Genomic DNA, 13,892 nt, shown 5'->3' on the forward strand with positions numbered 1-13,892 from the left:
CGCACACACACGACGGCGCCTGACCGGGAAAGTCCCGGCCAGGCGCCTGTTCCGTGCGGTCCCCGGTGCGGGGGCGTGCGGGTGGATCGGCGGGCGTCAGCTCACCTGGAGGGTGACGTCGTCCACCACGAAGGAGGTCTGGAGTGACTGGTCCTCGACCCCCTGGAACTGGAGGGTGACCGTCTGGCCCGCGAACTGCGAGACGTCGTAGGTCTTCAGGACGTAGCCCGACGTCGCGTTCACGTTGGACAGCGTCTCCAGGGTCTGGCCGCCCACCGACACCTTGAAGGTGTCGTAGACGACGTTCTCGGTCTCGTTCGTGTCGATGTGCAGGTAGAAGGAGAGCCGGCCGGTCGAGCAGCCCGTCGGCAGGGTCAGGGACTGCGCCGCGCTGTCGGTGCGCGGGCTGCCCCAGCCGTTCAGCCACGCCATGTAGGCGCCGCCGTGCGGGGCTTCGCCCGCCTGGTTGGTGATGACGCCCGAGGTGGAGGTCCAGGGGGCGCTACCGCTCTCGAAGCCGCCGTTGGCGACGACCTGGCGCGGGGTGCAGGTGCCGCCGCCGCCCCCGACGGTCAGGGTGTAGGTGGTGGCGTGGCTGGTGGTGCCGGTGCCGGTGACGGTCAGGGTGTAGGGGCCCGGCGTGGTGCTCGCGCCGACCTGGACGGACAGGGTCGAGGAGCTGCCGGACTGCACGGAGGTCGGGTTGAGCGTGGCGGTGACGCCCGGGGGCGCGCCGGTGACCGTCAGGTTCAGGGTCTGCGGGCTGCCGCTCACGGTGGTGGTGTTCACGGTGGAGCTGACGCTGCCGCCGGGGTTCGCGCTGCCGGCCGCGGGCGAGGTGCTCAGCGAGAAGTCCTGCGCCGGGGTGTCGCCGCCGACGGCCTGCTTCCAGATGGTGTAGGCGACGCCGTCGGCGCTGCGGTCCAGGACCGTGGCGCTGATGTTGTTCGTGGTGTCGCAGGAGCTGTGGTAGCAGGAGTCGTAGGCGGCGTTCGCGGTGCCGCCCCACTTCGTGGCCTGGGCCGAGGTCTTGCGGGCGCTGGCGCCGGCCGCGTAGCCGGAGGTCGGGATGCCCGCCTGCTGGAAGGAGTAGTCGTCACTGCGGCCCTGGCCCTCGACGTTCTCCTCGGGGGCGAGGTTCAGCGAGGTCCAGTACGCCTTCATCGGCGCCGAGGTGGCGGAGTTGAGGTTGTTGATGAAGTAGCCGCCGTTGGTGGAGCCGACCATGTCGAAGTTGTAGTAGCCCTTGATGGCCGACTTCTGGGTGCTGCTGAGCTGGTTCACGTAGAACTTGGAGCCGTTGAGGCCCTGTTCCTCGTCGGTCCACCAGGCGAAGCGCACGTGCTTGGTCATGGTCGGGTTCCGCTGGGCCAGGACGAGCGCGTTCTCCAGCAGGGTTGCGGAGCCGGAGCCGTTGTCGTTGATGCCCGGGCCCGCGGAGACGCTGTCCAGGTGCGAGCCGAACATCACGGTCTGGTCGGCGGGTCCGCCCGGCCAGTCGGCGATCAGGTTGTTCGACGGGTAGGTGCAGGAGGTGCAGCTCTGCTCGCTGACGGTGAAGCCGGCGGCCTGGAGCTTGCCCTTGATGTAGGCGACCGACGCGGTGTAACCGCCGCTACCGGCGCGGCGGTTGCCGCCGTTCTGGGAGGCGATCTGGTTCAGCTGGGTCAGGTGCGCCTGGACGTTGGCGACGTCGATGTTCGGCTGGCCGGGATCGGGCGGTGTGGTGCCGCCGACGGTCAGCGCGTAGTCGACGGTGTGCGAGAGGCCCGGTCCCTGGCCCTTGACCGTGACGGTGGAGGAACCCGGCGCCGCGGAGGAGGAGGCGCTGAGGGTCAGCACCGAGGACTGGCCGGACTGCACGGTGGCCGGGTTGAAGGAGGCGCTCACCCCGGCCGGCAGCCCGGTCGCGGTGAGGGTGACCTGCTGGGCGGATCCGGTCGTGGTGCTCGTGGCCACGTTGGTGGTGAGCGAGGCGCCCTGCTGGACGGTGCCGGAGGCGGGGTTGAGGGCCATCGAGAAGTCGTCGTTCTGACCGCTCGGGACGCAGGTCGTGTCACCGCTCTGCGCGGGGACGCTGATCGCGTCCCAGGCGGCCTTGGTCCGGTTGAAGAGGTTGCAGGTGCTCGGGTCCAGGGACTTGGCCGCGCTCAGCGTGGCCGTGCGGTACTTCTTGTAGCTCATGCTGCTGGTCTTGAGCAGCATGCCGCCGTAGAAGATCTTGCCGGCGCTCTGCACGCCGACGCCCGTGAGCGTGGTGCTGTTGCAGGTGCTGCTGTTGGGCTTGCCGCCGCCGGGGCTGGTGCCCTCGGCCAGCAGGTAGAACCAGTGGTTCAGCGGGCCGGCCGCCGCGTGCACCTCGGTGCCGGGTATGGAAGAGCTGTAGCAGGCCGGGTCGTTGTTGACCGCCGGTGGGTTGTACATGTTCCGGATCGGCCCGCGGCCCTGGAGGTTGATCATCTCGCCGACGGTGTAGTCCGGGACGTCGTACGGCGACGGCTCGTTGATGTACGCCTCGGTCAGCGCGCCGAAGATGTCGCCGGTGCCCTCGCCCAGCCCGGCCTCCTGGCCGCTGGTGCCGCCGGGGGTGTTGGTGTCGATGGCGTGCCCGTACTCGTGGGCCACCACGTCGACGCCGGCGATCCACTCGTTGGCGCTGTTGTGCCCGATGGTGACCGAGCTGCCGTCCCAGTAGGCGTTCAGGTCGGACAGGCCCACCTTGCCCGGGAAGCTGCGGCCGTTGCCGCTGACCCCGTTGCGGCCGAGCCAGGAGCCCAGCATGTCCCACTGCTTCTGGGCGGCGAACATGAGGTCCGTACAGCCGGTCTCCTTCGACGTCGCGTTCCCGGTGCCCCAGGAGTCCGACGACTTGGAGAAGACGCTGCCGCTGCTGTAGTCGGCGCAGCTCAGCCCGGTGCGGTTCGGGTCGCGCAGGGAGTACGTGCCCCCGGACGCGGTGGTGTCGATGGTCAGCGGGTTCGGGCCGTTCCACTTGCTGGTGCCGCTGCCGGCCACCACCTCGTCGTAACGGTCGACCACCTTGCCGGTGCGGGCGTCGACGAAGACGTGCAGCTTGCTCGGCGCGGTCGCCGTCCGTCCGGACAGGACGGTCTCCCAGGCCAGCACCGGCCGGTCGTCCTTGAGCCGGACCACGAGCCGACCGTCGAGGACCTTGTCGGTGGCGACCAGCTCCTTGCGGGAGGTGGCCTCGGCGGCCTTCGCCGTGACGGTGGGGGTCGTCGCCACGTCGATCGCGGTGGCGGACGCCGACTGGACGGCGCGGACCTTGCCCTCGCCGTCGGCGAGGACCACCGCGTCGCCGCCGACCACGGGCAGACCGCGGTAGGTGCGCTCGTAGGCCACGGAGTACAGGTCCTGCACCCACGGCGTGACCATTCGCCGGTCGTACTGCTGCTGGGGTGAGTTGACCAGGGAGTCGAGGCCGCTCTTGACGGCCGCGTCGGCGGCGGCGACCGCGCGGGCCGCCGACTTCGCCTGTGGGGGCTGGACTTGCCGTGTCGATTGCTGCGCGGCCGATGCGGTACCGGCCAGCGCTCCGGCGAGACTCGTGGTCAGCGCCATCGCTGCCACGGTCGCCATCCATCTGGTGGGCTGCAAGAGTCCACTCCGATCGTGTGTGGGGGGTTCTTGGCGGGGAGCCGCCTGTCCAGGGCCTGTGCGCAGCCGTGGCAAAGGCTGTGCAGTACCTGTGCGTGGGCTGTGCCGGGGATGTGCGCAGGCGGGCGGTCCGCCGCCGAGTATGGGCGTGGGCATGGCGAGATTGGGACATCCCTGCACGCATAAGACCCGCGTTATGGTGCGGGTCGCGTCACGCTGCGTAAGCTGCCGCAATGCAGCTCGAGTTGAGGCACCTGCACACCGTCTGTCAGATAGCCGAAGCCGGCAGCCTGGGCGGCGCGGCCCGGCTCCTCGGCGTGTCCCAGCCCGCGCTCTCCGCCCAGCTCCGGCGGATCGAGGGGGTCACCGGCGGTGACCTCTTCGTCCGCGGCCGACACGGCGTGGAGCCCACGGCGCTGGGCCACTTCGTCCTGGCCAAGGCCCGTCGGGTGCTGCACGAGATGGACGCGCTCGGCGCCGAGGCGCGCGCGATCGCCGGGCACAGTCCGCTGCGCCTCGGCTGCATCATGCTCGTCCTGCTCGACGGCCTGCTCGCCCGCACCGACCTGGACCTGTACGGGCGGGAGATCACCGTCGACCTGGAGGACTCGGTGACCGCGCTGGTGCGGATGCTCGGCGCGGGCCGCTACGACGTCATCGTGTACGGCGAGGTCAACGAGCACGAGGTCCCGCTGCCCAGTGGCGTGTCGGGCCGCACCCTGGTCCCCAGGGAGCCCTTCTGCATCCGGATGTCCGACCGGCACCCGCTGGCCGGGCGGGCCGGCGTGGACCTGGCCGACCTGGCCGACGACCCCTGGATGACCCTGGTCGAGGACGACGACGGCGGGCCCGAGGCCCTGGTCGAGGCGTGCGAGAAGGCCGGGTTCACGCCCCTGCTGCGCTACCGGATCACCGACCGCATGATGCAGTACGACCTGATCGCGGCGGGCCGCGCGGTCTCGCTGTGCCAGCCCACCGCCCCGGCCGTGCCGGGGACGGTGATGCGCCCCCTGGTCGGAGAGCCGGTCGTGGGCCGCATCCGGCTCGCCTGGAACCGCGCGGCGGTCTCCGGCCTCCAGGCGGAGCTCTTCTACCGGGCGGCGGCGGGGGCGTACCTGGCCAATGTGGACAACAACCCCTTCCACCGGGCCTGGTGGGACGCGCACCCGGAGGTGCACCCCGTACTGGGGTGAGAGCGGCGGCCCCGCGCCCGGCAGCCCTGTGAGCGGCGGCCCCGCGTCCGGCGGTCAGCGCTCGCGGATCAGCCCGGCGACGTGATCGGTGATCATGTCGAGGATGTCGGCCGCGGCGGCCGCGTCGCCCAGGACGAGGAAGTTCAAGGTCACCCCGTCCGTCATGGCGGCCAGGTAGCGCGCCAACACCGGTACGGGCACGAGGAGTTCGAAGTCGATCCGCTGGCCCAGCTCGTCGAGGAGCTGGGCGTAGGTGTCGCAGTACAAGGCGTACTGCCGCCGGGCCAGGTGCTCGAAGCCGGGCTCGCGCAGCGCGTACTGGGTGAGCTCGTAGGTGAGCATGTGCTCGCCCGGGTGGGCCGCCACGTGGTCCCAGTAGGCCCGGAAGCCGGCCCGGACGGTCTCGTGGAGGGTGGCGCGCGGCCGGATCGCCTCGCGCACGACGGTGATGTAGTCGTCGCTGATGGTGGTGAGGACGGCTTCGAGCAGGGCCTGCTTGGAGTCGAAGCAGTAGTGGAAGACGCTCAGCGACACGCCCGCCTCGGCGGCGATGGACCGGGTGGTCGTCCGGGAGACCCCGTCGCGGGTCATCGCGCGGATGGCGGCCGCGGTCAGCTGCCGGCGCCGCTCGGCCAGCGGCATCCGTGCCATGGCGGTCTCCTTCGTTCGGGTGCCACGGGGGACGCCCGCCCCCGGCGTGCCGGGAGCGGGCGTCCACGTGATCGCGTCAGCTGCTGTATACGCCGACTTCGTGCAGGGAGTAACCCCATTGGGTGCCGCGTCCCACCCCGTGGACGCGGACGTAGCGGGCGGAGACCCCGTTGAACAGGGCGGTGTCCAGGCCCCCGTCACCCGTGGTCGTGGACCACGCGGTCTGCCAGGTCGAGCCGTCCGTGGAGACCTCGATCCGGTAGGCCCTGCCGTAGGCGCGCTCCCAGTCCAGCGTGACCCGCTTGACCAGGCTCGCGGAGCCGAGGTCGATCTGGAGCCACTGGTCGTCGCTCCAGTCGCTGGCCCAGCGGGTGCCGGTGCTGCCGTCCACGGCCTGGCCGGGCGCGTAGCTGTAGAAGGGGTTCCACTCCGACGAACTGGCCGAGGCGGCCGCCCCGGAGGCGAGGTTGACCCCCGCCCGGTGCCGCTCGGAGGCGCCCCAGGTGCGCAGGTAGGACTCGGCGCCCCGGAAGAGGTCGTCCACCACGTCCTGGCCGCCGACGTGCCGGATGTCCTCCACCCAGTCCGGGACCATGCCGTAGTGCGCGCCGCCGTCGGTGTTGAAGTCCCAGGTGCGCTGGCCGCTGGTCAGCTTGTCGATGACCGAGCCGCCGTCGACGCTGCGGTAGGGGTACGTCACCGGGTTCGCCGCGCCCGCACCGCGCGGGGCGGGCCAGCCGCCGACCCCGTTCATGTCGGTGCCGTAGCCGAGCCCGACCTGGTACTTGTCGCGCAGCGCGTCCTTGCCCTTGGCCTCGGCGCTGAATCCCTCGGACCCGCTCATGTACTGGGCGGCGAACCCGCCGAGCTTGTAGAGCCGCTCGGTCCAGTCGCTGTCCATCCAACTGTGCGAGGAGATGACGCCCGGGTACGAGGCGGACTCCAGGATGTCGAAGGCCCGGCCCGCGGCCTTGACGCCCATGTGGTCCACCTCCAGCATCATCTTGCGCTTCATCATGCCGCGCACGGCGTACTCGCCCAGATCGGTCAGCCCGCGGGAGTTGCACTGCGCGTCGGCGGCGTAGGAGGGCACCGCCACGCCGGCCGGCAGCTCCTTCTGCGCGTTGACCGCGGGGGCCAGCCCGATCGGGTTGTCGTGCTGCGGCCCGGTGCACTTCTCGGTCTGCCAGAAGGTGCCCGTCGACAGGAACTGGCCCACGTTGATCGCGGTGCCGAGCGCGCCCTGGTCGAAGCGGACCCCGCACAGGGCGTTGTCGAACTTGTGGCACAGGAACATGCTGCGGACGCCGAGCGCGTGCAGCTCGTCCAGCCCCTTGTCGATGTCGGCCTTGCTGCACTGCGAGATGTCCAGGATCTGCTTGCAGCCGAAGGGCTCGGAGGTCTCGACCCCCAGCACGACGGCCAGCTTGCCCTGCGCGACGACGTCGCGGGCCTGGGCGGAGTCGGTGACGATGCGGAACCAGCCCTTGCCCGGGCCGCCGTACATCTTGTCGATGTACGCCTGCATGTCGTAGGTCTTCTGCGCCTCCAGGCGGATGGCGGTCATCTCGTCGCAGCTGCGGTCCTTGAAGAAGTAGACCGAGCAGATCACGCCGTTGGTGACCAGGTCGTTGACGAGCACCCGCTGGCCGCCGCGCCAGGCGCGCTCGACCCAGGCGTAGTAGTTCTGCTGGTGGGTGAGCGAGTCGTGGGCGGGCCAGTCCTTGAAGGTCGGCCAGCCCACCGGGTCGTGCTTGCCGTCGCCGCCCTTGGTGATGTAGTCGAAGATCGCGAGGGAACCGTCCGGGTAGTGCTCCGGACAGTCCTTGAGCGCGTCGGCCACGCCCAGGTCGGAGAAGGCCTTGCCGCAGATGAGCCGGCCGCCGAAGCCCTCGTTGGCCATGATGTGGTCGTGGGCGTCGACGAAGCCGCGGACGTTGCCCTGGGCGTCGGTGCCCTTGAAGGGCTCGCCGGTGACGTTGATCCCGGAGTCCGGCGCGGGCCGCGCGGTCGGGTTCCACCAGCCGGGGTCGGCGGCGGCGCTGGAGGCCGGGCTCAGCGCCATCGCCAGCAGGGCGATCAGTAACGACAGGACCAGGGCCGGCCTGCGCCGGGCGTGCGGTTGTCGAGTCAAGGTCATCACTCACGTCTTCGGTCGGCGGCCGGTGGTCTTCGGTCGGCGGGCGGGGTGCGCGGCGCCTGTTGTCATGTTCCGCGCAAACAATGCGACGAGGGTCCCGGCTGCCGGGTGGAGAGTCAAGGGTCCGGGACAAGTGACCTGATGGAGAGCTGACGGACCGTCGGACGGGTGGCCCGGCCACGGAGCGCGCCACGGCCATGGGGCAGGATGGCAGCCCGTTCGGAATGCGTACATCCGCATCCCAACGGGACGGCCTCCACGACGAACTGACAGGTGACAAGGTGACGACACCCCCGCCCCCCGCGATACCCCGACCGACGGCGCCCGCCACCGCCCCGGCCCAGCACGCCGCGGAGGCCCGCCGGTGACCCGGGACCTCGTCCTGCACGACTGGCTGATCGCGGGGATCGCGCTGGCCGCGGGCGCCGTCGCCGGGCTGCTCGTCCGGGCCCTCCTGCGATGGCTGCGAAAGCACGCGGAGCGCACCCGTTGGAGCGGCGACGACCTGATCGTCGACGCGCTGCGCACCTTCGCACCGGGCGCGGCCCTCATCGCGGGCGCCGCGGTGGCCGCCTCGACCCTCCCGCTGACCACGCGGATCGCGGGATTCGTCAACCACTCCCTGACCGCGCTGCTCATCCTGCTCGCCACGCTCGGCACGGCCCGGGTGATCGCGGGTCTCGTCCAGTCGCTGGCCCAGTCGCGCACGGGCGTCGCCGGATCGGCCACCATCTTCGTCAACATCACCCGGGTCGTGGTGCTCGCGATGGGCGCCCTGGTCGCCCTCGAAACCATGGGCGTCTCCATCGCCCCGCTGCTCACCGCCCTCGGCGTGGGCGGCCTGGCCGTCGCCCTGGCGCTCCAGGACACCCTCGCCAACCTCTTCGCGGGCGTGCACATCCTCGCCTCGAAGACGGTGCAGCCGGGCGACTACATCCGGCTCAGCGGGGGTGAGGAGGGCTACGTCGTCGACATCAACTGGCGCAACACCGTGGTGCGCAACCTGTCGAACAACCTGGTCATCATCCCGAACGCGCGGCTCGCCCGCACGAACATGACCAACTACACGCAGCCCGAGCAGAAGCTGTCCCTGCTGGTCCAGGTGGGGGTGGGGTACGAGAGCGACCTCGAACACGTGGAACGGGTCACCCTGGAGGTGGTCGACAGCGTGATGGCCGACATCAACGGGGCGGTGCTCGACCACGAAGCGGCCGTGCGCTTCCACACCTTCGCGGACTCGCGGATCAACTTCACGGTGATCCTGGGCGTCGGCGAGTTCAGCGACCAGTACCGGATCAAGCACGAGTTCATCAAGCGCCTGCACCAGCGGTACCGGACCGAGGGCATCTCGATCCCCGCCCCGACCCGGACGGTCTCCCTCCAGGGGGACGCCCCGCAACAGCCGGTGCCGGTTCCGGTGGCCGTACCCGTACCCGTACCCGTACCCGTGCCGGTCCCGCACCCGCGCGAGGCCCCGCGCCCGGCGGTCACCAGCACGTCCTGACCGGCCGGCCCCTAGTGCTGTGGCCGGAAAGGTTCACCGTGTCGCGGCGCCCGGCACGGCACCTCGCGGCGTTGTCGGACCACGACGGTACGTCCAGTACGAGTCGAGGTCCTCCGCCTTGCGATGCACCGCACCGGACACCGCGACCCGGCAAACCTTTCCGGCCACAGCACTAGCCACCGGCCCCGAGGCACCGGCCCTGAGCCATCGCCCCCCGGGCCGGTGGCCCGCCGCCGGCTACCCGGCGTGGCGCAGCAGGGCCTCCGATAGTGCGACGAGCTCGTCCACGGCGGCGGGGGCGAGCGGGGCCGCGTACAGCTCCGCGCGCGCAGCGGCCAGTAGGCGGCGCGCCTCCTGGAGCGCGTACTCCCGCCCGCCCGCCTCCTCGACCAGCTCCGCCGCGCGCCGCGCGCCGTCCTCCCCGGCCGGCCCCTCCTCACCCAGCAGGCCGGCCAGCCGGGGGCCGACGGTCGGGTCCAGCGATATCGCCGCGAGGACCGGGAGGGTCTTCTTGCGGCGCAGCAGATCGCTGTGGACCGGCTTCCCGGTGGTCCGCGGGTCGCCCCAGACGCCCAGCAGGTCGTCCAGCCCCTGGAACGCGACGCCCCACTGGCGCATCGCCCGGGAGAGGGCGGCCACCGCCTCCGGCGACGCCCCGGCGAGCACGGCCCCCAAGGTCATGGCGGACGCGAGCAGGGAACCGGTCTTGCGGTCCGCCATCGCCCGGTACTCGGCGAGGTCCACGGCCCCCGGCCCGGTCCACGGCCGGGTCTCGAACAGCAGGTCGTCGGCCTGCCCGTGCACCAGCTCGCCCAGGGTCACCGTGAGCTGCCGCAGTGCCTCCCCGCCCCGCTCGCCCGGGACCTCGGCCAGGGTGCGCACGGCGAGGGCGAAGAGCGCGTCGCCCGCCAGTACGGCCGGCCCGGTGCCGAAGGCCTTCCACGAGCTGGCCCGGTGCCGCCGCCGCTCGTCCCCGTCCATGATGTCGTCGTGCACCAGCGAGAAGGTGTGCACCAGCTCGATCGCCACGGCGGCCGGCACGGCCACCTCCCCGGCGGCGCCCACCGCCTCCGCGCCCAGGACGGCGAGCGCCTGACGTATCCCCTTGCTGCCCGGGTCGTCGGTCGGGGTGCCGTCCTCGTCGCACCAGCCGAAGGCGTGGGAGGCGATCAGACCGGGCGTCGGGTGCAGCTCCTGGACGGCCTTGCGGAGCGCGGGCTCGACCAGGCGCCGGGAGCGGAGCAGGGTCGCGGGGAGCGTGGGGGCGGGCGGACCGGTCTGCGCGGACATGGGCGGTGCTCCTGTCGTGGGCCGTGCGGGAGGGGCGGGCGGGCTCGGGTTCAGCGGACCGGGGCGGTGTCGGCGGCGCTCGTTCCCGGCCCCCCGGAGACGATGCCCAGCTCCGCACGCGCCCGCTCGATCATGGCACGGGCGTGCTGGAGCCCGATGCCGACCAGCGCGACCTCCAGCTCGTCGAGGTCGGCCGCGGTCCGACCCGCCGCACGCCCCTGCCGGGCCCGGGCCTTGGTCAGACCCAGCCCGGACAGGGCCTTCCCCCGCGGTTCGTCCATCGCGCGGAACTCCCGCAGCGCCTCGGTGTAGCACTCCTCGGCCTCGGGGTAGCGCCCGGCGCGGTAGAGGACGTTGCCGCGCATCTTGAGGTTGTAGGCCAGCGCGCTCACCAGCTGGATCTCCCGGCAGATCCGCTCCGCCTCGGACAGCAGGGCCAGGGCGGGGTCGGTCTCGCCCCGTGCGGAGCGGACGTCGGCTATCCCGCGCAGCGCCCAGGCCCGCCCCCGGTCGTCGCCCGCCGCCCCCGCTATCCCGGCCGCCTCCTCGAAGAGGGCCAGCGCGGTGTCGAAGGAGCCGGTGCCCCGGTGCATCTGCGCGATGCCCTCCAGCGCCCACACCGTGTGTCGTGCCTCACCCCGGCGGCGCGCCTCGGCCAGCAGCTTCTCGTGGAGCGCGGCGACGGCCGGGTAGTCGCCCTGGATGCGACCCGTCTCGGCGAGTCCGGCCAGCGAGTAGCCGCGGGCCACGACGTCCCCGCCGCGTTCGGCGAGTTCGGCGGCGAGCGCGAGCCTGCGTCGGGCCAGCGGGAGCGCGCCGCGCTGGCGGGCCAGGGTGCCGCCGCTCCACACGGCCCAGGCCATCGCGCCCTGGTCACCGGCGCCGCGGGCCGCCCGGTAGCTGTCCTTCCACGCCTGCTCGGCCTCCTCGACCCGGCCGAGGCGCCTGCTGGCCTCGGCGACGGCGAGCCCGGCGTGCGCCGATGCGGCGCCGCCCCCGCCCGCATCGGCCCGCCGGCGCTCCTCCAGGGCCTTCTCCAGCACCTCCTCCAGCGAGGTGTTGACGGAGAGCTCTCCTAAGGAGCCCTGGTACTCGGGCGCGAATGCCTTGCCGTACATGGTCGTCTCGCTTCTCGATCGCCGAAGCGGAGCAGTGAACTCCAGGGAACGGTGCGCCCCGTGGAGCGGTGAACTCCGCATTGATCAAGAAGGTAGGAGACGGACCGGCGGGTGGAGTCCCCCTCTGAGCCGATGTGTCCGTACATCTGTGGCAGGACGAAGAGCGGCGACCTCTGCCCAAAGGACCATACCCGCGGGTACGTCACCCCTCCTGGAGGTGGGCGGCGACGAGGGCGAGGGCGAGGTCGTTGGCCCCCGGTCGACGCGGACCCGGCACCGCTTCCAGCGTGGCACGGCCCCGTCCGCCGCGTACGTCGTCCGCCCGTGCGGGGGCGTCACCCACACGGGAAAAGGTTTGGACGGCCCGGACGCACGCGCGGGAGACTGCGGTTTCGCGACCGCCGCATGATGACGCAGGGGGACCATGGACACGTCCGCAGCACGAGGCGACCCACCGGCGAAGGGGCCGGTGCTCCTCGCACTCCGTTACTACGGGCGGGAGTTGGCGCGACGCCGGTGGCTGACCGCGCCCAGCATGCTGCTGCCCGCCGTCGGCAACATCGGCATCAACTACATCGCCCCGCTGATCGTCGCGAAGCTCGTGGGCCGCATCGCGGGCGACGACGTGCCCGGCTTCGCGGCGCTGCTCCCGTACGTCCTCGCCTTCGCGGGGGTGCTCCTGTTCTCCGAAGCGATGTGGCGCATCGGGCTGCACTGCCTGAACCGGCTCGACGCGAGCGGCATCGAGAACCTGTACGTGATCGGCATGGACGAACTCTTCGCGAAGGACGCGGCCTTCTTCCACGACAACTTCGCCGGATCACTGACCAAGCGCGTGCTGAGCTTCGCCTCGCGCTTCGAGGAACTGGTCGACACGCTGACCTTCGCGGTCGTGGGCCGCTTCGTGCCGCTGCTCTTCGGGTCGGTGGTGCTCTGGCAGTACGACCCGCTGCTGGTCGTGGCCCTGCTGTCCATGATCGCGCTGACCGCGGCCTGCGTGATTCCGCTCGTCCGCCGCCGCCAAGCGCTCGTCCGCGGGCGCGAGGAGGCGATCGCCAGGGTGTCGGGGCACGTCTCCGACACCCTCATGAACATGGACACGATCCACGCCTTCGCGGCGCAGGAGGGCGAGGCCGCCGAGCACCGCTCGCGGGTGGCCGAGTCGCGGGGCCACATGCTCCGGTCGTGGGACTACGGCAACCTGCGCATCGACACCGTCGTCGCGCCGCTGTCGGTGCTCACCAACGCCCTGGGCCTGCTGCTCGCGGTCGGGATCGCGGCGCGCGGGCACGGCGTGGAAGCGGTCGTGGTGGCCTTCACGTATTTCTCCAACGCCACCCGGATCATGTTCGAGTTCAACCAGGTCTACCGCCGCGTGGAGAGTTCGATGACGGAGGCCGCGCAGTTCACCGAACTGCTGCTGCAGCCGCCCACCGTCGTCGATCCGCAGGTGCCGCAGCCGCCGCCGACCCGGTCCGCGGACATCCGTTTCGAGCGGGTGGACTTCGCCCACGCGGGCTCGGCCCCGCTCTTCGAGGGGCTCGACCTGGAGGTGCCGAGCGGGGCGAAGATCGGCTTCGTGGGGCGGTCCGGTGGGGGCAAGACCACCCTCACCCGGCTGCTGCTGCGGATGACGGACCTCGATGCCGGCCGGATCCTGGTCGGCGGGCAGGACATCAGCCGGATGCGGCAGCGGGACCTGCGCGGCCTGATGGCCTACGTGCCGCAGGACCCGGCCATGTTCCACCGCACGCTGCGGGAGAACATCACCTTCGCCCGCCCGGACGCCACCGAGGCGGAGGTGCGCCGCGCCGCCGACGCGGCGCACGTCTCGGAGTTCGCGGACGCCCTGCCCCTCGGCCTGGACACCATGGTCGGCGAGCGCGGCGTCAAGCTCTCCGGCGGACAGCGCCAGCGCGTCGCGCTCGCCCGGGCGATCCTGCGCGACGCGCCGATCCTGCTGCTGGACGAGGCGACCAGCGCCCTGGACTCGGAGAGCGAGATCCTGGTCCAGGAAGCCCTGTGGCGTCTGATGGAGGGGCGGACGGCGCTCGTGGTCGCGCACCGCCTCAGCACGGTGGCCCACATGGACCGGCTCGTCGTCCTCGACCGGGGCAGGATCGTCGAACAGGGCACGCACCAGGAGCTGCTCGGCTGCGACGGTGCCTACGCGAAACTGTGGCAGCACCAGTCGGGCGGCTTCCTCGACGACAGCCCCGCCCGGTCCGACCAGCGCTGACCCGTGCCGACGTGGGCCCGCCCCCCCCCCCGGGGGGGGCGGCGCCCCGCCCCCCCCGCCCTGCGCCGGCATCCCCGCAGGGGCCCACCGCGCGGGGGCCCCGGCCGCCCCCCCCGGGCGGGCGGGCGGCGGGCGCCGC

The 13,892-nt window shown here is 72.0% G+C and carries 9 protein-coding genes; 3 read left to right on the forward strand and 6 right to left on the reverse strand.

Annotated elements, in window-relative coordinates; genetic code table 11:
- Window positions 1-96 precede the first annotated feature (96 nt).
- The gene (locus ACIQWR_RS38090) at window positions 97-3,582 is read right to left on the reverse strand and encodes a M28 family peptidase (RefSeq protein WP_404019745.1); all 3,486 of its coding nucleotides are present in this window, start codon (window positions 3,580-3,582) and stop codon (window positions 97-99) included.
- A 269-nt stretch (window positions 3,583-3,851) separates the two neighbouring features.
- Here ACIQWR_RS38090 and ACIQWR_RS38095 point away from each other — a divergent pair, with 269 nt between their 5' ends.
- Complete coding sequence (locus tag ACIQWR_RS38095; protein WP_404019678.1) at window positions 3,852-4,811, forward strand: LysR family transcriptional regulator; 960 nt, start codon at window positions 3,852-3,854, stop codon at window positions 4,809-4,811.
- A gap of 54 nt (window positions 4,812-4,865) precedes the next feature.
- On the opposite strand, the gene ACIQWR_RS38100 is transcribed toward ACIQWR_RS38095, so the two are convergent.
- Window positions 4,866-5,462, reverse strand: a complete 597-nt coding sequence (locus tag ACIQWR_RS38100; RefSeq protein WP_404019681.1) for a TetR/AcrR family transcriptional regulator — start codon at window positions 5,460-5,462, stop codon at window positions 4,866-4,868.
- Between the two features lie 76 nt (window positions 5,463-5,538).
- On the reverse strand, window positions 5,539-7,602 hold the full coding sequence (locus ACIQWR_RS38105) for a discoidin domain-containing protein (RefSeq protein ID WP_404019684.1): 2,064 nt from the start codon (window positions 7,600-7,602) through the stop codon (window positions 5,539-5,541).
- Window positions 7,603-7,966: 364 nt separating this feature from the next.
- Here ACIQWR_RS38105 and ACIQWR_RS38110 point away from each other — a divergent pair, with 364 nt between their 5' ends.
- A complete protein-coding gene (locus ACIQWR_RS38110) occupies window positions 7,967-9,106 on the forward strand; it encodes a mechanosensitive ion channel family protein (RefSeq protein ID WP_404019687.1) in 1,140 nt (379 codons plus the stop codon).
- Between the two features lie 237 nt (window positions 9,107-9,343).
- Here ACIQWR_RS38110 and ACIQWR_RS38115 read toward each other — a convergent pair whose 3' ends face one another.
- The 3 genes from ACIQWR_RS38115 to ACIQWR_RS38125 all read right to left on the reverse strand — a co-directional run bounded on the left by ACIQWR_RS38115 (window position 9,344) and on the right by ACIQWR_RS38125 (window position 11,857).
- Entirely contained in the window at window positions 9,344-10,396 is a 1,053-nt protein-coding gene (locus ACIQWR_RS38115) for a polyprenyl synthetase family protein (protein WP_404019690.1), read from the reverse strand.
- A gap of 50 nt (window positions 10,397-10,446) precedes the next feature.
- Entirely contained in the window at window positions 10,447-11,514 is a 1,068-nt protein-coding gene (locus tag ACIQWR_RS38120; protein WP_404019692.1) for a tetratricopeptide repeat protein, read from the reverse strand.
- A 202-nt stretch (window positions 11,515-11,716) separates the two neighbouring features.
- Entirely contained in the window at window positions 11,717-11,857 is a 141-nt protein-coding gene (locus tag ACIQWR_RS38125; protein ID WP_404019694.1) for a hypothetical protein, read from the reverse strand.
- Between the two features lie 81 nt (window positions 11,858-11,938).
- Here ACIQWR_RS38125 and ACIQWR_RS38130 point away from each other — a divergent pair, with 81 nt between their 5' ends.
- Window positions 11,939-13,753 carry an ABC transporter ATP-binding protein gene (locus ACIQWR_RS38130; protein WP_404019696.1) on the forward strand — a complete coding sequence of 605 codons (1,815 nt, stop codon included), beginning with the start codon at window positions 11,939-11,941 and terminating at the stop codon, window positions 13,751-13,753.
- Window positions 13,754-13,892: the final 139 nt, after the last annotated feature.

Origin of the sequence: Streptomyces sp. NPDC098789 (genome assembly GCF_044759975.1) — a bacterium.
Classification (GTDB): Bacteria; Actinomycetota; Actinomycetes; order Streptomycetales; family Streptomycetaceae; genus Streptomyces.

What these genes read in the sequence shown, in the direction of transcription:
- ACIQWR_RS38090 (WP_404019745.1), bottom strand. Translation starts at nt 3,582, where the DNA reads ATGGCGCTGACCACGAGTCTCGCCGGAGCGCTGGCCGGTACCGCATCG.
- ACIQWR_RS38095 (WP_404019678.1), top strand. Translation starts at nt 3,852, where the DNA reads ATGCAGCTCGAGTTGAGGCACCTGCACACCGTCTGTCAGATAGCCGAA.
- ACIQWR_RS38100 (WP_404019681.1), bottom strand. Translation starts at nt 5,462, where the DNA reads ATGGCACGGATGCCGCTGGCCGAGCGGCGCCGGCAGCTGACCGCGGCC.
- ACIQWR_RS38105 (WP_404019684.1), bottom strand. Translation starts at nt 7,602, where the DNA reads ATGACCTTGACTCGACAACCGCACGCCCGGCGCAGGCCGGCCCTGGTC.
- ACIQWR_RS38115 (WP_404019690.1), bottom strand. Translation starts at nt 10,396, where the DNA reads ATGTCCGCGCAGACCGGTCCGCCCGCCCCCACGCTCCCCGCGACCCTG.
- ACIQWR_RS38120 (WP_404019692.1), bottom strand. Translation starts at nt 11,514, where the DNA reads ATGTACGGCAAGGCATTCGCGCCCGAGTACCAGGGCTCCTTAGGAGAG.
- ACIQWR_RS38130 (WP_404019696.1), top strand. Translation starts at nt 11,939, where the DNA reads ATGGACACGTCCGCAGCACGAGGCGACCCACCGGCGAAGGGGCCGGTG.